A 20,630-nucleotide genomic window follows, 5' to 3' on the forward strand; every position below is an offset into this window, starting at 1 on the left:
CGTTTGCGTAAAATATGTTAGTGATTAAATCTGTAGGAACCATTTTGCAGGACCATTGTAAAGGAGTGCCAATATGCTTAAATTAGAAGAATTGAAAGAACTTATTACCTTAATTGACCAATCTTCAATAGATGAATTCGATTATGAAACAGAAGGGGAAAAAGTCTCTCTTCGCAAAAACAAAGAAGTTGTACAAGTAGCAGCGGCACCAGCGCCAGTTCAGCCGGCCGTGAGTGCTCCGCAGGCTCCGGTATCAGCTGCACAGCCTGATCCGGCAGCACAAGCTCCAGAAGCAGCTGCAAAGAATTATGATTACGAAATTACATCATTGATGGTCGGTACTTTCTACAGCAAACCAAATCCAGATTCTGATGATTTCGTTAGCGTCGGTGAACGGGTGGAGAAAGACACAGTAGTATGTATCGTGGAAGCGATGAAACTATTCAACGAAATCACTGCAGATGTAACTGGTGAAATCGTCGAGATACTAGTGGAAAACGGAGAGCTTGTTGAGTATGGACAACCTCTGTTCAGAGTGAAGGCTAACTAAGGGGTTGACTCGTTGTGATTAAGAAATTATTGATTGCCAACCGAGGAGAGATTGCTGTCCGAATTATCCGCGCCTGTAATGAGCTGGATATTGAGACGGTCGCAATCTATTCGGAAGCAGATAGAGAAGCATTACATGTACAGCTGGCGGATGAAGCATATTGTGTTGGTCCGGCGGCAAGTAAAGATAGTTATTTAAATTTCTCGAATATTATTAGTGTAGCGACGCTGACAGGTGTCGATGCCATCCATCCTGGATATGGATTCTTAGCAGAGAATCCTGATTTTGCAGAGCTGTGTGCAGAATGTAACATCACGTTCGTCGGTCCTAGTGCGTATGCCATCAATAAGATGGGAACAAAAGACGTTGCGCGTGAAACGATGCGTGAAGCTGGTGTTCCAGTAGTACCTGGTTCAAATGGCATCGTAGCAGACGCAGAAGAAGGCAAGCAAGTTGCGGAAGAGATTGGCTATCCTGTCATCATCAAAGCAACAGCAGGTGGCGGCGGTAAAGGTATCCGAATCGCCCGTACGGAAGAAGAGCTTGTAAAAGGAATCAGTGTAACACAGCAGGAAGCAGCAACAGCTTTCGGCAACCCTGGTGTCTACTTAGAGAAGTACATAGAGGATTTCCGACATGTGGAAATTCAGGTGCTTGCGGATAACCATGGCAATGCTATTCATCTTGGAGAACGTGATTGTACTGTACAGCGCCGTATGCAAAAGCTAATCGAAGAATCTCCTTCACCAGCTGTTTCACCGGAAATCCGTGAGAAAATGGGTGCAGCGGCTGTGAAAGCCGCGTTAGCGGTTGATTATTCCGGTGCTGGTACAATCGAATTCATTTTTGACCGAAAAGATCATACATTCTATTTCATGGAAATGAATACACGTATTCAAGTAGAACATCCAGTTACGGAGCTTGTGACAGGTGTGGATCTTATCAAGGAACAGATTCACATTGCCAATAACGAGCCATTGCGTTACGCGCAGGAAGATATAACATTTAACGGATGGGCTATCGAGTGCCGTATCAACGCAGAGAATCCGTTCAAAAACTTCATGCCTTCACCAGGTAAGATTGATTTATACCTTGCACCTGGCGGTTTCGGTGTACGTGTGGACGGAGCAGCTTATCAGGGCTATTCTATTCCGCCATTCTATGACAGTATGGTAGCGAAGCTGATCACGTTCGGTAAAACACGTGAAGAAGCAATCGCCCGCATGAAGCGTGCTTTGGGTGAATTTGCTGTCGAAGGTGTGCATACGACGATTCCATTCCATTCTCGTATGATGGAGCATCCCGTATTCGTAGAAGGGGATTTCAACACGAACTTCCTTGAAAACTACACAATCATGGAGTAAATAACCTAAAGGGTGTGAGATCTTTGCAAGAGCAATCTTTCGTATCGATCGGTCATAAGGGAGCACTTGGCAATGTCATGCTTTCACCTGCTGTAGTTGAGGTCATTGCCGGAATTGCAGCAAGCGAAGTGAAGGGTGTTATGGCAATGCGGGGCGGATTTGCCACTGGTGTGGCAGAGAAGCTCGGCAAGAAGGCACATGGTAAAGGTGTCAAGGTTGAACTGACAGAACAAGGAGTTGCAATCGACGTCTTTATCACGGTTAGTGCCGATTGCAGGATGCCTGAGGTAGCCAAAGACATTCAGCAGCATATCCGTCAGGCGCTGCAGACGATGACGGCACTTGCGACCAAAGAGATCAATGTCCATATAGTAGGTATACAACTCGATCAAAAAGCGGACACTGTCGAGTAGACTGTTTTCGTTGGAAAAGACCTTGGCTGGTTCGGCCCTGAGGTCTTTTCTTTTGTTCAAAGATAGATTTAAGCCTATATATCATGTTATGATTTGATGAGATGAGTTAAAAGGAGATAGAATATGAAACGACGTACGGCACGGGAAACTGCCTTCCAAGTCCTCTTCCAGATGGACATGAACGATATTCAGCCAGAAGAGGCTGTGGAAAATGTATTAGGAGAGCCGTTGCAGAATGCTTTTTTGGCCAGTCTTATTAATGGCGTAATAGAGCATAAAACTGCAATCGATGCAAAAATTGCCGAGCATTTAGAGAATTGGTCATTTGATCGGCTTGCGAGTGTAGAGAAGACAGCATTGCGTATCGCTGTATATGAGCTTCTTTATCATTCAGATGTACCACAAGGTGTAGTCATCAACGAAGCAATTGAGATTTCAAATCTATTCGGAGATGAAAAATCGGGCAAATTCGTTAACGGCGTACTATCAAGAATAATTAAAAAATAAGGGAGCGGATGAGCATGACAGCAGAATTAATCTACGGAAAAGAACTTGCAGCAACGATTCGGGAAGAATTGAAACAAGAAGCAGCAGCACTGAAAGAACAAGATATTCTGCCTCATCTGACCGTTGTTATAGTAGGAGACGATCCTGCCTCCAAATCTTATGTAAAAGGAAAAGAAAAAGCCTCAGCTGAAATTGGTATCAGTTCGGATCTGATAGAACTTCCAAGCTCGACGACACAGACGGAGCTGTTGGACCTTATTCAGCGATTGAATTTGGATACAAATGTGAACGGCATTCTAGTACAATTGCCTCTTCCGGCACATATCGACGAACAAGCTGTCATTGACAGCATTGATCCAGAAAAAGATGTAGATGGCTTCCACCCTGCTAATGTAGGGAAGATGATGCTTGGAGAAGATACATACTATCCATGTACACCGTACGGAATCATTCAAATGCTGAAGTCGAAGGATGTTGAGATTGCAGGTAAAACTGCTGTCATAGTCGGACGAAGCAATATTGTAGGCAAACCGATCGGGCAATTGCTTTTAAATGAGCATGCAACTGTTATCCATACGCATTCACGCACTCCGGATCTTAGAAGCTTTACAAAACAAGCAGATATCCTTGTTGTGGCGGTTGGACGTGAGCATATGATCAAAGCTGAGGATATCAAAGAAGGTGCTATCGTCATTGATGTGGGTGTGAACAGGAATGCAGCAGGCAAGCTGACAGGAGATGTCGATTTCGAACATGCGAAGGAAGTTGCCTCTATTATAACACCAGTGCCGGGCGGTGTAGGTCCAATGACAATTACAATGCTGATGCTTAACACAATTAAAGCAGCTAGACGCCAAGCAGCAGCGGTAGTGTAAGGAGCAGGAAAAGTATGAGTGATGACCGTTATTTGACCGTGACTGCCTTGACCCGCTATATGAAGCGGAAGCTGGAAACGGACAAGCATTTGAAGGATATTTGGCTAAGAGCTGAAATATCAAACTTCAAGCATCACAGTCGCGGTCATATGTATATGACTTTGAAAGATGACGGAGCGCGGATACAGTCTGTCATGTTTGCAAGTCAAAACAAAGGAATGAAATTTGTTCCTGAAAACGGGATGACCGTTCTGATCCGCGGAGAAATAGGCTTATATGAGCCGCAGGGCCAATATCAGCTTTATATTCAGCATATGGAGCCGGATGGAGTGGGCGCGCTGTATCAAGCCTATGAACAGCTAAAAGAGAAGCTGGAAAGAGAAGGGTTATTTTCCGCTGCTCACAAGAAACCCCTCCCGGAATATCCGGAGCATATTGGAGTCATAACATCCCCGACTGGTGCTGCTGTAAGGGATATTTTGACGACAATCAAAAGGCGGTATCCGATTGTTAAAGTGACGGTTCTGCCTGTATCTGTCCAAGGTGATAGATCAGCTCCGTCGCTTGTACAGGCTCTCTCCTATGCGGAAGAACATGATTTCGACGTGCTGATCATCGGAAGGGGAGGCGGCTCGATTGAAGAGCTTTGGAGCTTCAACGAGGAAATAGTCGCACGCGCTATCCACCGAGTAAGTATCCCGATTATTTCCGCGGTTGGCCATGAAACGGACTTCACTATCAGTGATTTCGTTGCCGATGTCAGAGCAGCTACTCCGACCGGTGCAGCTGAATTGGCAGTTCCGGCCCGTGAAGAACTGCTTCATCGTTTAGTGCAGCTGTCTAACAGGATGCATTATGTTGTCCGTCAAGGCTACAGTCAAGAAGCGAACCGATTGGCAAAACTTCGAGGTTCCTATGCATTTCGCTATCCTGGGCAGCTTCTCAGGCAGAAAGAAATAGAACTGGACAAGCTTTCCGATCGACTAAGCAGAGCGGGTACGACCACTGTGTCGGCAAGGCAACAGCAATTTACCACATTGGTTAATCGTCTTTCGCTTGTTCATCCTGGTAAACAGGCTCAGAATTATGATCAGCAGCTGACTGCCCTGCAAGCCAGATTAAAGCAAGCGATGGAAAAAAGGTATCAAAGTGAACAGCAAAAGTTTCTTCATCAAATCAATAAGCTATCTTTATTGAATCCATTGGAAACGATGAAGCGAGGATATAGTATCTCGTACAAACAAGATACCCTTCTAAAGAGCGTGGATCAGGTTACTAAAGGCGATGATGTGCAAATTCATCTGGAGGATGGCACGATAGATTGTATCGTCAAGGAAGTGAAGGAGGATACAAATGGCTGAGGAGAAAAAACAGACCTTTGAAGAAGCAATGCAGCAGTTGGAGGAGATTGTGAGCAAGCTGGAGCAAGGAGATGTTCCGCTTGAGCAGGCGATCGGTTATTATCAAGAAGGTATGAAGCTTTCCAAAATCTGTGGCGATAAGCTCGAGCATGTCGAGAAGCAAATGGTGGAAATCGTGAATAATGCCGGCGAAACCGAGCCATTCACTGTACAGGAGGAAGAATAAGTGAGTGATTCATTGCAGGATTATTTGAAAGCAGAACAGCAGCAGCTAAACGAGTACATGATGAATTTGCTTGAACATGACAACATCCTTCCAAACTCTTTAGCTGAATCTGTTTTATATAGCATGCGAGCTGGAGGCAAGCGACTGCGTCCAATTCTCATGCGGGCAGCATTTGAATCATTCGGCGGACGTGGAGATAAAGTCCTTCCAGTCGCTGCGGCGCTTGAAATGGTGCACACCTACTCTTTGATTCATGATGATCTGCCTGCGATGGATGATGACGATTATCGCCGCGGACAGCTGACAAACCATAAGAAATTTGGGGAAGCAACAGCGATTCTTGCAGGTGATGCACTCCTTACAAGAAGTTTTTCTGTCATCGGGCAAGCCGCAGGGATTCAGCCTGAGGAAAAGGTATACTTAATGTCTTATTTGTCTGAAGCTGCTGGTCCAACTGGCATGATTGCTGGACAAACTTTGGATATGGAAGCAGAAGATAAAGAAAGCACGTTGGATGAATTAGAGCAAATACATAATCTAAAAACGGGTAAGTTATTAACATATGCAATTGTTGCCGGTGCCTACTTAGCCGGAGTGAAACCGGCAACGCTGGATCTGATGAAACAATTCGGCACCTACATTGGTCTGGTTTTCCAGGTGCAGGATGACATCCTGGATGTAACAGGGGACGCATCTGTCCTTGGAAAACCAGTCGGCAGTGACGAAGAAAACAAGAAAAGCACGTATCCTAAGCTGCTTGGACTTGACGGAGCGAAGGCGCAAATGGACAAATACGTCAACCTGGCGCATCAGTGTTTGGAACAAGCGGAAATCAAGGATTCCAGATTGCATGAGCTCACCGTTTATTTGAGCAGAAGGACGAGCTGACTGTTATTGATTGTAAGCTCATAGCCAACTGTGATATATTGCTACTAGGAATATAGGACAGAACTGATACGTACGAACATAGAAAACGCCGTTATCACATATGTGCTAGCGGCTATTTTTAAATAGGCTCCTGCACGGCCGAAGTGCAGAAATTGTCTGAAATTGATGTTGGAGAGATAGAAACAGGGTATAAACCTACAGGATTGATTTCTTCGTCCGGCGCAGAAATGTACCTATTCATACTATGCTGTCAGGCTGATCAGGCCGGTGACAAAAGGGGAAGGTTATATGGATTTAACAGCAATTAAGAACCCGGCATTCTTGAAGGAGATGTCGAATGAGGAGCTAAGTGAACTTGCAGCTTCCATCCGAACATTTCTGATTGAAAAGCTGTCCGTCACAGGAGGACATCTTGGTGCGAATCTTGGTGTCGTGGAACTCTCGCTAGCACTGCATAAAGCATTCAATAGTCCGCAGGATAAATTTATCTGGGATGTAGGGCATCAAGCATACATTCACAAGATATTGACCGGCAGAACCGCTGACTTTGAAACATTACGCCAATATAAAGGCATGTGCGGTTTCCCGAAACGGATTGAGAGTGAGCACGATGTATGGGAAACAGGACATAGCTCTACATCCCTTTCTGCTGCGATGGGAATGGCGTCAGCAAGAGATATGATGGACGAGAATTATGAGGTCGTGCCGATTATTGGAGATGGTGCCCTCACTGGCGGAATGGCATTGGAAGCGCTGAATAATATCGGCGATGAGAAAAAGAACATCACCGTCATCCTTAATGATAATGAAATGTCTATTGCAAATAATGTCGGTGCGCTGCATCACGTTTTAGGAAGAATGCGCAGTGCAGGTAAGTACAAGCGTGCGAAGGATGAAATGGAAACACTGCTTAAAAAGATTCCAGCTGTTGGCGGGAAGCTTGCTACCGCTGCAGAAAGAATGAAAGATAGCATGAAGTATTTCATGGTTCCTGGCATGTTCTTCGAAGAACTAGGGTTCACCTATTTCGGACCTGTTGACGGCCATAACTTCCAAGACCTTGAAGAAGCAATAAATTACGCTAAAAAGACCAAAGGACCTAAAATCATCCATGTTGTTACCCAAAAAGGAAAAGGGTATCAACCTGCTGAAAGTGATAAAACAGACAATTGGCATGGAGTCGGACCATATAAGATTGAATCCGGTGAAAAGATTAAAAGTTCCGCTACTGCACCTGCTTGGAGTAAGGTGATTAGTGAAGCTGTTCTTGAGAAAGCGCGTACGGATAAACGGATTGCAGTCATTACTCCAGCAATGATTCTCGGTTCCAAACTGGAAAACTTCAAAAAAGAAATGCCTGATCGTCTTTTTGATGTTGGAATAGCTGAACAGCATGCCACAACGATGGCAGCTGGTATGGCAACACAAGGTGTAAAACCTTTCCTTGCTATTTATTCCACTTTCCTGCAGCGAGCTTACGATCAACTGCTTCATGACATTGCAAGACAAAACCTCAATGTCTTTGTCGGAATCGACCGCGCAGGTTTTGTCGGAGCTGATGGAGAGACGCATCAAGGTGTATACGATATATCCTTCCTCAGAGCAATGCCGAATTTCACCATAATGATGCCAAAGGATGAAAATGAAGCACAGCACATGGTTCATACAGCTTTGGCACATGAAGATGGCCCAATTGCTCTGCGTTATCCACGTGGAAACGCTCTCGGTGTTCCTGTAGACGATAAAACGTATGCATTACCAATCGGAAGCTGGGAAGTGCTAAAAGAAGGAACGGATGCTGTTATCCTAACATTTGGGACAACGATTCCGCTGGCAATGGATGCAAGTGAGTCACTCGCTGCGGACGATATTTCTGTTCGTGTTGTGAATGCTCGTTTCATCAAACCGATGGACGAAGCGATGCTGCATGAAATTTTCGCTTCCGATTTACCGATCCTGACGATTGAAGAAGCTGCGCTAAAAGGCGGTTTCGGCAGTGGTGTGATGGAATTCGCTGAGGAGAATGGCTACAATACGTCTTCTGTCAAACGAATGGGTATACCTGACTACTTTGTTGAACACGGAAGTGTACCGGAACAAATGGAAGAAGTTGGATTGACCAAAGAAAATACAATCGACAGACTCCGTAAAATACTAAGAATGAATGAAGAGCAAAGGGCTTGAGTGAATGGCAAAAGTGAGATTAGATGTTCTCCTCGTTGATAGGGGACTTATTGAAACAAGAGAAAAAGCAAAGCGGACAATCATGGCTGGGCTCGTATATTCCGGCAATGATCGTCTAGATAAACCTGGTATGAAGGTTGACGATACAGCTGACCTTACTGTGAAAGGTAAAGTCATTCCTTATGTAGGACGTGGCGGACTGAAACTGGAAAAAGCTTTGGATTATTTTGAAATCGATGTGGAAGACCGAACAATGGTTGACATCGGTTCTTCTACTGGAGGCTTTACTGATTGCGCTTTGCAGCGTGGTGCGGCTCGCAGTTACGCAATTGACGTTGGTTATAATCAGCTCGACTGGAAGCTTCGGAATGATCCGCGTGTTGTTGTTATGGAAAGAACGAATTTCCGTTATGTCACACCTGATATGCTGACAGAGGGGCTGCCGAATTTTGCATCGATAGATGTATCTTTCATTTCCTTGCGATTGATTTTGCCTGCATTGAAGGAGATATTAGCGCCAGGCAGTGATGTTGTCGCGCTCATAAAACCGCAATTCGAAGCGGGACGTGAACAAGTAGGCAGAAAAGGAATCGTACGTGATCGTAAAGTGCATTTTGAAGTACTAGAGGATACACTGAAATTCAGTGAATCGCTTGGTTTTCAGTATGAAGGACTGACTTTTTCGCCAATTACTGGAGGAGACGGCAATATCGAATTCTTGGCTCACTTAGCTTGGAATAAAGATACTGCAGCTGATTTCCCTGATGCAGAAGCGATTCAATCAGTCGTCGACGATGCGCATAAGCAATTAACTGCGAAAAAAGCCGTGTCGGAGAAAGCGATGGAGGAAGACAATGAGTAAAATTCAACGACATATCAAAATTCGCGAGCTGATCACAAACAACGATATTGAAACACAGGACGAGCTAGTAGATCATCTGAAAGATTTAGGATTCAATGTGACACAGGCTACCGTTTCCCGTGATATTAAGGAATTGCACCTTGTCAAAGTTCCGACCTTTGAGGGAGCTTACAAATACAGCTTGCCTGCAGACAATCGGTTCAATCCGCTTGAAAAACTGAAGCGGCTTATCATGGATGCTTTTGTGAGTATTGATACGACAAGTCATTTTATTGTACTCAAAACACTTCCTGGTAACGGGAACGCGCTTGCTGTTCTTTTAGATAACCTGGATTGGGATGAAATTCTCGGTACGATTAGCGGGGATGACACGATTCTGATCATTTGCCGTACGGAAGCTGATACAGAATTTGTGAAAGACAAACTGCTGGCCATGCTGTAAACGGAAGTGAAATGAGGGGATACCATGCTTACAGAACTTTCGATTAAGGATTTTGCGATTATTGACCAAATAAGGATACATTTTAAAGAAGGGCTTACTGTGCTGACTGGAGAAACAGGAGCAGGTAAGTCTATTGTCATTGATGCAGTCCAGCTGCTTAGCGGCGGAAGAGGGTCGGTTGAATTCATCCGCCACGGTCAGAAAAAAGCAGAGCTGGAAGGCCTGTTTATCATTGACTCACCTGATCACCCTATTTATACTGTAGGTGCTCAATTTGGTGTAGATATTGATGATGGAATGGTTGTTATGGAGCGTACCATGACGACAAGCGGGAAAAGTATTTGTCGTGTAAATGGCAAACTGGTGACTTTGGCTATATTACGTGAATTCGGCAAATCATTGATCGATATTCATACGCAGCACGAAACCCAATCTTTAATGGATGCAGATAAGCATATAGAGCTCTTGGATTTGTACGATGCAGAAGCAATCGGCAAAGCAAAGGAGACCTATGCGCTTCAATTCAAAGAACTTCAAAAATTGAAAAAGCGCTACAAAGAATGGAATACGAATGAACAGGAAATGGCCCAGCGTCTTGATTTACTTAAATTTCAATACAACGAATTGAAAGAAGCGGAGCTTCAGCCTGGTGAAGACGAACAACTTACAGAAGAGCGCACAAAGCTGATGAATTATGAACGAATATATCAATCGCTTCATGATGCTTATAACGCACTTTACGGTGAGCAGAAAGGCTTGGATTGGGTAGGGCATGCTTTAGCTAGTCTTGAATCGGCTAGTTCCTATGATGATGATATACAGAAGCACCATCAGATGATCAGTGAACAATATTATCTGATGGAGGATCTCACATTCCAGCTAAGCAGCCAGCTTGATTCACTTTCTTATAATCCAGAACGCTTGAATGAAATTGAAATGCGCTTGAATGAAATAAGCAGATTGAAAAAGAAGTACGGCCAATCGGTCGAAGAAATTTTAGAATATGCAGCAAGTATTGAAGATCAAATCGATCAGATTCAAAATCGCGACTCACACATTCATCAGCTGGAGCAGCAGATTGCGGATCTTGGTGAGGACGCAATGCTTGAAGCAAAGCAGCTTCATGACCTGCGTGTTCAAGCAGCTGTCCAGTTGACAGACGCCATCCATGATGAGCTGAAGGATCTTTATTTAGAGAAAGCTCGTTTCCATGTTGACGTACAGTTAAAGAATGGGAATTCTGGTGATCCAGAATTGAATGGTAAACCTGTCCAGTTGACGGCAGATGGTTTTGACGCGATTACATTCCATATCTCTACCAACCCGGGAGAGCCTTTGAAGGAACTGCACAAAGTTGCCTCAGGAGGGGAATTATCTCGTATCATGCTAGCTCTGAAACGAATTTTCTCAAGGCATCAAGGTGTGACGAGTGTCATTTTTGATGAAGTGGATACAGGTGTCAGCGGCCGTGTTGCCCAGGCGATAGGAGAGAAGATATATGGTATCTCTGTCGGGTCGCAGGTATTGTGTATTACCCACCTACCACAGGTTGCCTCCATGGCGGATACGCATTTATTAATCGAAAAACATGTTGAAAACAACAGTACGCATACGTCAGTAACTGAACTTGGTCAGGACACTGCTGTCGAAGAAATCAGCAGAATGATGACTGGGACAGTTCTCACGGAAAAGACCAAAGAACATGCGAGAGAACTGATAACACTTGCTGGACAATACAAACATTCATGATCCTGCCATATATGGCAGGATCTTTTTCGTTTTAAATAAAGGAAAAGATAGGTGCTTTTTCTGATGTTTTCTGGGTTTAAAAAGCCTCTGTGAAAGTCAAACTAGAAGTACATAAACAAGCATGAACTGCTGTGGGGTAGGACTTCTAGGAGATGAGAAAATGAAGAATAAGGTAGCAGCACTGCGCATCGCCATTGGTCTTTGTCTGCTGGCTGTATTATTAGCCGCACCATTGACAAAACCAGTACAGTCCTTTTTGAGCATACCCAAAACAATGACTTTGTTTTCAAATAACGATCTTTCTGACGCTCTCCCGGCCTTTGGTGACGGAGAGGCTGTAGAGGCTATTGACCAAGAGGCCTTTCAGGGGCAGTCAACAGGCAAACAAGACCTTGTTTATACGGTAGGCAGTATACCTGTCAAAAAGGTATCTGTTGATGTATTGTCAGATGTCCGCATTGTTCCTGGAGGACATTCAGTTGGAGTCAAACTTCATACATTAGGTGTACTTGTTGTCGGTCATCACCAAGTAAGAACTGCCGAAACAAGTGTATCTCCTGGAGAAGATGCAGCTATCTATACTGGGGATATTCTTTTGAAAATCGATGAAAAAGAAATCCACAGGATGGAAGAAGTTGCTCCACTGATCGAAAAAGCTGGTAAAGCGGGTAAGCCTGTCAGCATTGAAGTAAAACGCGGCAGCCAAGTTTTGACTGCTGAACTCAATCCTGCACTGGACGACAAGGATAAGCAGTACCGAATGGGCCTCTATATCCGTGATTCAGCAGCTGGTATCGGTACGATGACCTTTTATGATCCGGCATCAAAGAACTATGGTGCATTAGGCCATGTTATATCGGATATGGATACACAAAAGCCTATTGAGATTCATGACGGTACAATCGTCAGATCTAATGTTACAAGCATTCAAAAAGGAAACAATGGCAAACCAGGGGAAAAACTCGCTGAATTCAGCATGAACCGCAATTATATCGGAACTATCACGAAAAATAGCCCTTTTGGTATTTTTGGCAAACTGGAAAGTGATATGCGTCAAAATGAAGAAGCAAAAGCACTTCCAATTGCTTTAAGCGAGGACGTTAAAAAAGGACCAGCAGTCATTCGAACAGTAGTGGATGGCGAAAAAATTGAAGAATTTGATGTGGAAATCGTCAATAGCGTACCGCAGGACCATCCCGCAACAAAAGGTATGATCATCAAGGTGACAGACAAGCGGCTGCTTTCTAAAACAGGAGGAATCGTCCAAGGGATGAGTGGAAGCCCGATCATTCAGGATGGTAAACTTATTGGTGCTGTTACACACGTATTCGTTAACGATCCGACATCCGGTTATGGTGTACACATCGAATGGATGCTGCAGGAAGCAGGTATCGACATTTACAAAAGTGATAAAAAAGCAAGCTGATAAAGGCAATTCCTGTTCGTTTACGAATAGGATTGTCTTTTTCTTTTTCAAGTCATGCGGTATACTGTAAAGACAAGAAACATTTGTTCGGAACACGCTGTGTCGCATGTTGTCGAATGTTGGGCAATATTTCATTCTCTGGAAATAAAAGCGTGGTTTTTTTCAATTTGGCAGGAATTGACCTTGATGTGTCGAAACTATAACGTGGAATCATAAGGGATATTAAGGGAGGAAGCTGGGAATGGATAAGATAAAAGCAGTTTTGGTCGATGACAATCGAGAGCTTGTGCAGCTTATGGAGGAATATTTTGAAGACCAATCCGATATAGAGGTAATTGGAACAGCTTATAATGGAAAAGATTGTTTAGATATGCTGGAAGATATCCAGCCGGATGTCGTCGTACTCGACATCATCATGCCGCATGTCGATGGACTGGCTGTTCTTCGTACATTAAGAGAAAGAACATCCGCACCGATGCCGCATGTGATCATGCTAACAGCCTTCGGTCAAGAAGAAGTAACGAAGAAGGCAGTCGATCTCGGCGCTGCTTATTTCATCCTTAAGCCCTTCGATCTTGAGAACCTGGCAGCGCAGATCCGTCAGGTAAGCGGATATGGCGGAAGTTATGAGTCAAGTCCGCTTCGCGTAAAAGAGAAAAAACGTGATAAAAAACCGAATCTGGAAGCGAGCATCACGAATATCATCCACGAAATCGGTGTACCGGCACACATCAAGGGTTATATGTACCTTCGTGAAGCAATTACAATGGTCTATAACGATATTGACTTGCTTGGTTCTATTACCAAGGTTCTTTATCCAGACATTGCCAAAACATACAATACGACAGCTTCCCGAGTGGAAAGAGCAATCCGCCATGCTATCGAAGTAGCGTGGAACCGCGGGAATATGGATAGCATCTCCTCTCTGTTCGGATACACTGTCAGTATTTCCAAAGCAAAACCGACAAATTCTGAATTCATTGCAATGGTAGCAGATCGCCTGCGGCTTGAGCACCGTGCCAGTTAAGGCTGAAATGGATTGATCGTTATATAAATAACCCTAGAACGGTTATACTTAAGCTATAAATTCAAGGTTTTAACGCTTCTGTTTATCGATCGACGATAAGGGAGGCGTTTTTATTTTGTGTTATTATTACGCCTGCAACAGTTGACTAACAGCCACTTAAAGGGTATACAATAGAACTATCATCAGGGAGAGGAAGATACATACGAAAAACGATTGCTATAATTCATTACCTCCTCCTTATTTTGTCAAAAACAGTGATAAAATAATTTTCTTGAGGAGTTATATCTTATGTTTACTGCATTAATAGGAATTTTAATAGGTACGGGATTGTCATTTCAAACTGCTGTGAATTCACAGTTGAGAAAATTTGTTATCTCACCGTATTTGGCTTCCATGATCTCATTCGTGATTGGGGCTCTATCTTTGGCCGTCATAACTTTGATAACAGGTTCGCCGCTTGGAATATCATGGGGATTCATCTCCCAACAACCGGTTTGGATTTGGCTTGGCGGGGTGCTCGGTGTTATTTTTCTTACTGTCAACATTTTGTTATTCCCTAAACTGGGTAGTGTACAAACAGCCATCATGCCGATTTTAGGGCAAATCATCATGGGAATGCTGATTGATAATTTTGGATGGTTCCATTCTATGAAGGAACCATTTGATATGTATCGAATAATAGGAATAGCTTTAGTTATAATTGGTGTGTTTTTTGCTATTGCCATACAAGAAGTCAGATCACGACGGGAAAAATCGAATGAGAAAAATCTGAATCTGTGGATTTGGCGTTTAGTTGGAATAGGATCAGGAATGCTGATGTCAACACAGGTGGCGATTAATGGTCAGCTAGGAATTATTCTACATTCTTCCATACAAGCCGCTTTTGTCTCCTTTTTCATCGGCGCACTTACATTGATTGTTGTAGTTGCCTTAAAAGAACGCACTTTTGCCGGAGTAAGAAATCCCATAAAACAAAAAGCGGCATGGTGGGTTTGGTTAGGTGGATTCTTAGGAGCAGCATACGTGTTAATCAACATTTATTTAGTAGGTCAAGTGGGGACAGGACAAACAGTTGTCTTAGTCTTATTTGGACAGATTGCAGGAAGTCTGCTGATCCAGCGCTTAGGATTGATGGGGTCTTATAAAACTCAAATTGATTTTATACAGATAGTGGGTCTTGTTATGATCTTGGCAGGAGTATTCTTGATTAGAATGTTTTAATTCAAGGTAAATAATAAAACGAATGCTTAGGGACCGCACTTTAATAGCAATATTTTAAGCTTGTATTATCAGTAGTCGATAATGCAAGCTTTTTTATATGCCATAGTTTATCATAATATAATTATGTAAACTATTCAGTGTTTTTTGAGTAATAATTCCTATTTCCACAATAAAACAAAGTAAATAAAGACAAATAAAGACAAACAAAATAATCTAGTGTATAATTCAATCGTAAAGCGTTATGTAAGCGCTTTATAAAGACTGCTGTAATACATAGGAGGGGAAGCATAGTGGCAGCAAAAGAAGGAAGTTTAAAAGCTACAATTACTGTTGCAATGTCCAACTACTTGGAGGCAGGTTCGATTGTTGCCGGAGCTGGCGGATTGACTTTGTGGATGGAGTACCTGAATTTGAATGATGCGAAGCTTGGACTTCTCGGTGCTTTGAGTGCCAATGGCTTCGGGTCGGCGATTGGAGCTTTTCTTGGTGGCATCCTGGTGGACAAGTTCGGCAGAAAATTCATTTATAAGTATGATCTGCTTGTGTACATGCTAGGGATTTTACTAATCATGTTTTCGTTCAATTTTCCGATGCTGCTTGTCGGTTATGTGGTAACTGGAATCGCTGTCGGAGCGGCAATACCAGCTGCTTGGACTTACATAGCGGAAGAAGCGCCTAAGGGGGAGAGGGCAGCACGAGTCGGATGGGGGCAGTTTGCTTGGTCGATCGGACCGGCAATTACGCTGTTTCTATCAGTTTTATTGGCTCCTTTAGGTTTGCTTGGCAGCCGGATCATCTTTGCGCAGCTCTTTGTCGTGGCTCTTATCACGTGGATCATGCAGCAGCAGATCAATGAGTCAACAATATGGACGGAAGAGAAAGAAAAAGAAAAAAGCCAAAGAGAAGTTGGGAAACAAGATGTATCGTGGAAGCAGTTGTTTACTGTTAAAGCCAATCTAAAAGCGATTGTTCTGCTTGTTGGCATTTATGTGTTTTGGAATCTTGTTGCAGGTGTTATGGGCTATTTCATGCCTTATATTTACGAAACAGTCGGTGGATTATCTGCATCTCAGGCAAACTTGCTGCAAGGCTTCCTTTGGACATTAACTGTGGCAGCTACTTATTTTGTCTTCATTAAGCTCGGTGACCGGGTAAATCGTAAGCTTCTTTATGGAGTAGGTGCGGGTATGGGAATCGCTGCTTGGCTTGTTCTTACGTTTGGCGGAATGGGAATGTTCGAGCTGTTCACATTTGTCGTCCTTTGGGGGATTGCTGCTGGATTTGGGGCCCAAGCATTTTATGGGCTTTGGGCTGGAGAACTGTTCCATACGCGTTACCGGGCAAAAGCGCAAGGTTTTATCTTTGCCTTGGCGAGAATAGCGGTCGGGTTGATTTCGCTTGTTGTACCTTTGATGATAACTTCACTCGGATTCCAGTCGGCAGGTATGATCATGATTGGATTCCTCGTTATCGCGGCGGTTATTGGTTTGATCATGGCACCAGAAACAAGAGGGAAGTCATTGGAGGAAATCCAGGAGGATCGATATGGAAGAGCAGAAGAAAGACATCGTCAGGCGAGAAATTAAAAAAACAAAAATAAACAAATAAAAATAAAGATAAATACACAAATTTGCTTGTATCTAATGTATAATGAGTTCATGAATTGAAAGCGCTTCATCAAATGCAGAAGGAGTGGTAGAATTGGTACAGAATAAATGGAATGAATCGAATGCAAATCACTATGAAGGATTAGGGGAGCTAGTTTACCGGTCTAATTTGATTGGAAGTGACCGTTCTGTTTGTAACTGGGGTGGCGGAAATACATCTATGAAAACTACGGTTGAGGACTTCCGCGGACGCCCGGTAGAAGTTATGTATGTCAAAGGCAGCGGATCTGATTTGGCAACAATGGGAGCGCATAACTTCACCGGTTTGCGTATGGAGGATATTCGCCCATTGATTGAACGTGATTCTATGTCAGATGAGGAGATGGTTTCATACTTGAGTCAATGCATGATTGATGCAAGTCATCCGCGTGCTTCTATTGAAACACTGTTGCATGCGTTTCTTCCATATAAACACGTTGACCATTCACATCCTGACAGCATTATCAGTCTGTGCTGCGCAGACAATGGACAGGAAATCGCTAAAGAGATCTTCGGTGAGCGATTCGTCTGGGTGCCTTATATCCGTCCTGGATTCACTTTATCTAAAATGATTGCAGAGGCAGTAGCTGCAAATCCGCAGGCGGAACTTGTGCTGATGGAGAAGCATGGCCTGGTCGTGTGGGGGGAGACAGCGAAAGAAAGCTATGATCGTACGATTGCTGTCATTAATGAAGCAGAAAGCTATATTTCTCAAAAGCAGTCAGAAACAAAAGCTTTCGGTGGAGAGAAATTTTCAGTTTTGGATAAGGAAAAACGAAATCAGCTTATTACGAAAGTGATGCCAGCCATTAGAGGCGCAGTGAGCGGAGAAAAGAAAATGATTCTAAGCTTCGATGACAGCGTAGATGTGCTGGAATTTGTAAACAGTGAACAAGCGCAGCAGTTGAGTCGGGTAGGTGCTGCGTGCCCGGATCATCTTGTACATACAAAGCGTACGCCTTTGTACATCGCATTCGATCCGTCTGCTGACACCGCTGATGATCTGCTTCGAAAAGTAGAAGAAGGTATCCAAAACTTCGCTAAAGATTACGAAGATTATTTCAGTCTCCTTGCGTCTGAGGGAGATGTGATGTTCGAACCAGTGCCTAGAGTAGTACTCATCCCTGGTGTAGGTATGGTGACGACTGGAAAAGACAAAAAAGCTGCTGATATCAGTGCTGCTTTGTATCATCGTGCAATTGCAGTGATGAAGGGAGCAACAGCACTCGGTGACTTTGTTTCCTTGTCCGAATCGGAATCATTTGCAGTGGAATATTGGCCACTTGAGCTGTATAAGCTTTCCTTGGCACCACCCGAAGCAAGGTTCAGCCGTTCTGTCGTTCTCGTCACAGGCGGAGCTGGCGGTATTGGCAGTGCAACATTGCGCGTCTTCCTGGAAGGCGGAGCTCATGCAGTTGTGACCGATATCAATCTCGAAGGGGCAGAAAAGGTTGCACAGGAGCTAAACGAAACGTACGGGGCAGGACGTGCGATAGCTGTCAAAATGGATGTAACAGATGAAAGTGCTATCGCTGAAGCCTTTGAGAAAGCAGTCCGACAGTTTGGCGGAGTAGATCATATCATCAATAACGCAGGGCTTGCTACAAGCAGTCCATTTGATGAAACAACATTAAAAGAATGGCAGCTTAATATGGATGTTTTAGGCACAGGTTATTTCCTTGTAGCCCGTGAAGCATTCCGTTTGATGAAGCAGCAAGGCATTGGTGGAAGCATGGTATTTGTCGGATCAAAAAACAGCGTTTATGCCGGTAAGAATGCAGCGGCTTATAGTGCAGTGAAGGCGATGGAGATGCATTTGGCTAGATGTATTGCTGCAGAAGGCGGCAGCTATGGCATCCGAGTGAACGGTGTCCTGCCTGATGCTGTGCTGCAAGGGTCAGCAATCTGGGGCTCCAAATGGCGTGAGGAGCGTGCTGCCGCTTATAACATTTCGCCAGATGAACTGGAGGAGCATTATCGCAAACGGACGACACTTGGTGTCAATATCTATCCAAGTGATATCGCAGAATCCATTGCTTTCTTTGCCTCAGATGCAGCACTCAAGACAACTGGCTGCATGATAACAGTGGATGGCGGCGTACCGGCTGCCTTCACTAGATAGGGGGATATCACATGCATATTGCGGTAGATATCGGAGCGTCAAGCGGCCGTCTCGTTTCTGGTGAACTGAAAGATGGGAAGCTTGTCATACAGGAGATCCACCGTTTTGCGAATGGATACCAGAAACAAGGAGACCACCATTGCTGGGATATTGATCATTTGGAAGAGCAAATATTGCGAGGCTTGGAAATTGCCAAGCAGCAGGGCATCACAAAATGTACACTCGGAATCGACACGTGGGCAGTGGACTACGTGTTACTTGGGAAGGATGGTGAGCGGCTGCGTGATGTGATCGCTTACCGCGATTCCAGGACAGATGGTGTGATGGAACAAGTGTGGGAAAAGGTATCGAAAAGTGAAATTTACCGAAAAACAGGTATCCAGTATCAGTCGTTCAATACAATTTATCAGCTCTTCACAGAAAGTGAGGAGCTGATTCAAAAAACGGATACGATATTGCTTGTCCCGGATTATCTGCACTATAGACTTACCGGGAAAAAAGTAATGGAAGCGACCAATGCTTCTACGATGCAGTTATTAGATCCGCACACCAAGGATTTTAACGCGGACCTGCTTGCTTTAACAGGATTCCATTCCAAGCAGTTTGCCCAACTGATCGAAGCTGGAACAATTATTGGTGAACTCCACGAGATGCTAAATGAACAGTATGATCTGCCCGTTTGTACTGTTATTGCTGTCGGATCTCATGATACAGCTTCTGCAATTGCCGGTGTGCCTGCGAGTGGGAAAGAGTGGGCATATCTTAGCAGCGGCACCTGGTCTCTGATCGGGACGGAGCGAAAACAGCCCATTCTTGAGAACAGCAGTTTAGAAAAGAATTTCACCAATGAATGGGGCATCAATAACACATATCGTTACTTAAAAAATATTATCGGTATGTGGGTTATCCAGGAAATCAGAAGAGTATATCATGTTGATTATAATTTTAGTGAGATGGTTGAAGCAGCAAAGCAGACTGACCTAAAACAAGTAGCTTCGGTCAACTTGAATGATGCCAGATTTTTAAAGCCGGACAATATGATTGAAGAACTCCAGGACTATTGCCGAGAAACAGATCAATATGTACCTACTAGTATTGGGGAGCTTAGTCTGACGGTATTTCATAATCTGGCTATTGCTTACAGCGAAGCTTTGAAAGAATTGGAAGCATTGACAGGAGAGAGCATCCAAACCTTGCATATTGTCGGCGGCGGGTCGCAGAATGCCGTTCTAAATCAGCTGACAGCAGATTACAGCGGGTTACACATAGTTGCTGGTCCTACGGAAGCGACAGCTCTCGGAAATATGATTGTACAAATGATAGCTGCAGGAGAGCTGGATTCCTTGGATGCTGGCAGACAGCTTATCCGTAAATCGTTCCCTGTCGAGATTTTCACCCCAGCAAGTCAAGATACAATAGAGAAAAATAGGAGGACAGTCCATGATTCGTAAAGCTAGTGTCATGTATGTTTATCAGGATAAATTCGACGAATACAAACAACGCCATGATCAGCTTTGGCCAGAGATGGAGGAAGTTTTGAAGGAGCATGGAGTCAGCAACTATAGTATCTTTCTGCATGAACCGACTGCTATGTTATTTGCTTATTTGGAGGCTGAATCAGAAGAAGAGCATGCTCGTATAGCTGAAACGGAAGTGTGCCAGCGATGGTGGGCATATATGCAAGATATTATGCAGACAAATCCTGATCATAGTCCGGTCAGTGAAACGGCGAAAGAAGTATTCCATTTAAATTGAGGAGGAAAGCAT

19 protein-coding genes are annotated in these 20,630 nt (G+C 44.0%); all 19 read left to right on the forward strand.

The features are described 5' to 3' along the window. The first annotated feature begins 73 nt into the window (after nucleotides 1-73). Complete coding sequence (gene accB / locus AE2B122_RS02220) at nucleotides 74-550, forward strand: acetyl-CoA carboxylase biotin carboxyl carrier protein (protein ID WP_175072970.1); 477 nt, start codon at nucleotides 74-76, stop codon at nucleotides 548-550. 14 nt (nucleotides 551-564) lie between these two features. Continuing rightward, nucleotides 565-1,914: an acetyl-CoA carboxylase biotin carboxylase subunit gene (gene accC, locus AE2B122_RS02225; RefSeq protein ID WP_095218016.1), complete on the forward strand. Its 1,350-nt coding sequence runs from the start codon at nucleotides 565-567 to the stop codon at nucleotides 1,912-1,914. Nucleotides 1,915-1,937: 23 nt separating this feature from the next. Next, on the forward strand, nucleotides 1,938-2,327 hold the full coding sequence (locus tag AE2B122_RS02230; protein ID WP_175072971.1) for an Asp23/Gls24 family envelope stress response protein: 390 nt from the start codon (nucleotides 1,938-1,940) through the stop codon (nucleotides 2,325-2,327). A gap of 123 nt (nucleotides 2,328-2,450) precedes the next feature. Beyond that, nucleotides 2,451-2,834, forward strand: coding sequence for a transcription antitermination factor NusB (nusB, locus tag AE2B122_RS02235; RefSeq protein WP_095218015.1), 384 nt, complete (start codon nucleotides 2,451-2,453; stop codon nucleotides 2,832-2,834). Between the two features lie 14 nt (nucleotides 2,835-2,848). After that, a complete protein-coding gene (gene folD / locus AE2B122_RS02240) occupies nucleotides 2,849-3,709 on the forward strand; it encodes a bifunctional methylenetetrahydrofolate dehydrogenase/methenyltetrahydrofolate cyclohydrolase FolD (protein ID WP_095218014.1) in 861 nt (286 codons plus the stop codon). 14 nt (nucleotides 3,710-3,723) lie between these two features. Further along, nucleotides 3,724-5,070: an exodeoxyribonuclease VII large subunit gene (gene xseA, locus AE2B122_RS02245; protein ID WP_175072972.1), complete on the forward strand. Its 1,347-nt coding sequence runs from the start codon at nucleotides 3,724-3,726 to the stop codon at nucleotides 5,068-5,070. After that, nucleotides 5,063-5,296, forward strand: coding sequence for an exodeoxyribonuclease VII small subunit (locus AE2B122_RS02250; RefSeq protein WP_175072973.1), 234 nt, complete (start codon nucleotides 5,063-5,065; stop codon nucleotides 5,294-5,296). Before xseA ends, AE2B122_RS02250 begins: the two co-directional genes overlap by 8 nt. After that, nucleotides 5,297-6,184: a polyprenyl synthetase family protein gene (locus tag AE2B122_RS02255; RefSeq protein ID WP_254593392.1), complete on the forward strand. Its 888-nt coding sequence runs from the start codon at nucleotides 5,297-5,299 to the stop codon at nucleotides 6,182-6,184. It begins immediately after the preceding gene. Between the two features lie 288 nt (nucleotides 6,185-6,472). After that, nucleotides 6,473-8,368, forward strand: a complete 1,896-nt coding sequence (gene dxs / locus AE2B122_RS02260) for a 1-deoxy-D-xylulose-5-phosphate synthase (protein ID WP_175072974.1) — start codon at nucleotides 6,473-6,475, stop codon at nucleotides 8,366-8,368. Between the two features lie 4 nt (nucleotides 8,369-8,372). Further along, on the forward strand, nucleotides 8,373-9,230 hold the full coding sequence (locus AE2B122_RS02265; RefSeq protein ID WP_175072975.1) for a TlyA family RNA methyltransferase: 858 nt from the start codon (nucleotides 8,373-8,375) through the stop codon (nucleotides 9,228-9,230). Next, on the forward strand, nucleotides 9,223-9,672 hold the full coding sequence (gene ahrC, locus AE2B122_RS02270) for a transcriptional regulator AhrC/ArgR (protein ID WP_038561172.1): 450 nt from the start codon (nucleotides 9,223-9,225) through the stop codon (nucleotides 9,670-9,672). The genes AE2B122_RS02265 and ahrC overlap by 8 nt, the downstream gene beginning before the upstream one ends. Nucleotides 9,673-9,696: 24 nt before the next feature. Further along, the gene (gene recN / locus AE2B122_RS02275; protein ID WP_095268737.1) at nucleotides 9,697-11,421 is read left to right on the forward strand and encodes a DNA repair protein RecN; all 1,725 of its coding nucleotides are present in this window, start codon (nucleotides 9,697-9,699) and stop codon (nucleotides 11,419-11,421) included. A gap of 160 nt (nucleotides 11,422-11,581) precedes the next feature. After that, nucleotides 11,582-12,847, forward strand: coding sequence for a SpoIVB peptidase (gene spoIVB / locus AE2B122_RS02280; protein ID WP_175072976.1), 1,266 nt, complete (start codon nucleotides 11,582-11,584; stop codon nucleotides 12,845-12,847). Between the two features lie 241 nt (nucleotides 12,848-13,088). Continuing rightward, nucleotides 13,089-13,874: a sporulation transcription factor Spo0A gene (gene spo0A / locus AE2B122_RS02285; protein WP_095218007.1), complete on the forward strand. Its 786-nt coding sequence runs from the start codon at nucleotides 13,089-13,091 to the stop codon at nucleotides 13,872-13,874. Between the two features lie 288 nt (nucleotides 13,875-14,162). Then, the gene (locus AE2B122_RS02290) at nucleotides 14,163-15,095 is read left to right on the forward strand and encodes a DMT family transporter (protein ID WP_175072977.1); all 933 of its coding nucleotides are present in this window, start codon (nucleotides 14,163-14,165) and stop codon (nucleotides 15,093-15,095) included. 335 nt (nucleotides 15,096-15,430) lie between these two features. Then, nucleotides 15,431-16,681, forward strand: coding sequence for an MFS transporter (locus AE2B122_RS02295; protein ID WP_175073280.1), 1,251 nt, complete (start codon nucleotides 15,431-15,433; stop codon nucleotides 16,679-16,681). A 115-nt stretch (nucleotides 16,682-16,796) separates the two neighbouring features. Beyond that, the gene (locus tag AE2B122_RS02300; RefSeq protein WP_175072978.1) at nucleotides 16,797-18,863 is read left to right on the forward strand and encodes a bifunctional aldolase/short-chain dehydrogenase; all 2,067 of its coding nucleotides are present in this window, start codon (nucleotides 16,797-16,799) and stop codon (nucleotides 18,861-18,863) included. Nucleotides 18,864-18,874: 11 nt separating this feature from the next. Continuing rightward, entirely contained in the window at nucleotides 18,875-20,314 is a 1,440-nt protein-coding gene (rhaB, locus tag AE2B122_RS02305) for a rhamnulokinase (RefSeq protein WP_175072979.1), read from the forward strand. After that, nucleotides 20,304-20,618 carry an L-rhamnose mutarotase gene (gene rhaM, locus AE2B122_RS02310; protein ID WP_175072980.1) on the forward strand — a complete coding sequence of 105 codons (315 nt, stop codon included), beginning with the start codon at nucleotides 20,304-20,306 and terminating at the stop codon, nucleotides 20,616-20,618. Before rhaB ends, rhaM begins: the two co-directional genes overlap by 11 nt. Nucleotides 20,619-20,630 lie beyond the last annotated feature (12 nt).

The organism is Terribacillus sp. AE2B 122 (assembly GCF_902497585.1).
Classification (GTDB): domain Bacteria; phylum Bacillota; class Bacilli; order Bacillales; family Amphibacillaceae; genus Terribacillus; species Terribacillus saccharophilus_A.

Bases quoted from the DNA above. Each gene is read 5' to 3' on its own strand.
- AE2B122_RS02250 (WP_175072973.1), top strand. From the start codon at position 5,063: ATGGCTGAGGAGAAAAAACAGACCTTTGAAGAAGCAATGCAGCAGTTG.
- folD (WP_095218014.1), top strand. From the start codon at position 2,849: ATGACAGCAGAATTAATCTACGGAAAAGAACTTGCAGCAACGATTCGG.
- xseA (WP_175072972.1), top strand. From the start codon at position 3,724: ATGAGTGATGACCGTTATTTGACCGTGACTGCCTTGACCCGCTATATG.
- AE2B122_RS02295 (WP_175073280.1), top strand. From the start codon at position 15,431: ATGTCCAACTACTTGGAGGCAGGTTCGATTGTTGCCGGAGCTGGCGGA.
- AE2B122_RS02265 (WP_175072975.1), top strand. From the start codon at position 8,373: ATGGCAAAAGTGAGATTAGATGTTCTCCTCGTTGATAGGGGACTTATT.
- dxs (WP_175072974.1), top strand. From the start codon at position 6,473: ATGGATTTAACAGCAATTAAGAACCCGGCATTCTTGAAGGAGATGTCG.
- nusB (WP_095218015.1), top strand. From the start codon at position 2,451: ATGAAACGACGTACGGCACGGGAAACTGCCTTCCAAGTCCTCTTCCAG.
- AE2B122_RS02290 (WP_175072977.1), top strand. From the start codon at position 14,163: ATGTTTACTGCATTAATAGGAATTTTAATAGGTACGGGATTGTCATTT.
- rhaM (WP_175072980.1), top strand. From the start codon at position 20,304: ATGATTCGTAAAGCTAGTGTCATGTATGTTTATCAGGATAAATTCGAC.
- spo0A (WP_095218007.1), top strand. From the start codon at position 13,089: ATGGATAAGATAAAAGCAGTTTTGGTCGATGACAATCGAGAGCTTGTG.
- spoIVB (WP_175072976.1), top strand. From the start codon at position 11,582: ATGAAGAATAAGGTAGCAGCACTGCGCATCGCCATTGGTCTTTGTCTG.
- rhaB (WP_175072979.1), top strand. From the start codon at position 18,875: ATGCATATTGCGGTAGATATCGGAGCGTCAAGCGGCCGTCTCGTTTCT.
- accB (WP_175072970.1), top strand. From the start codon at position 74: ATGCTTAAATTAGAAGAATTGAAAGAACTTATTACCTTAATTGACCAA.
- ahrC (WP_038561172.1), top strand. From the start codon at position 9,223: ATGAGTAAAATTCAACGACATATCAAAATTCGCGAGCTGATCACAAAC.
- recN (WP_095268737.1), top strand. From the start codon at position 9,697: ATGCTTACAGAACTTTCGATTAAGGATTTTGCGATTATTGACCAAATA.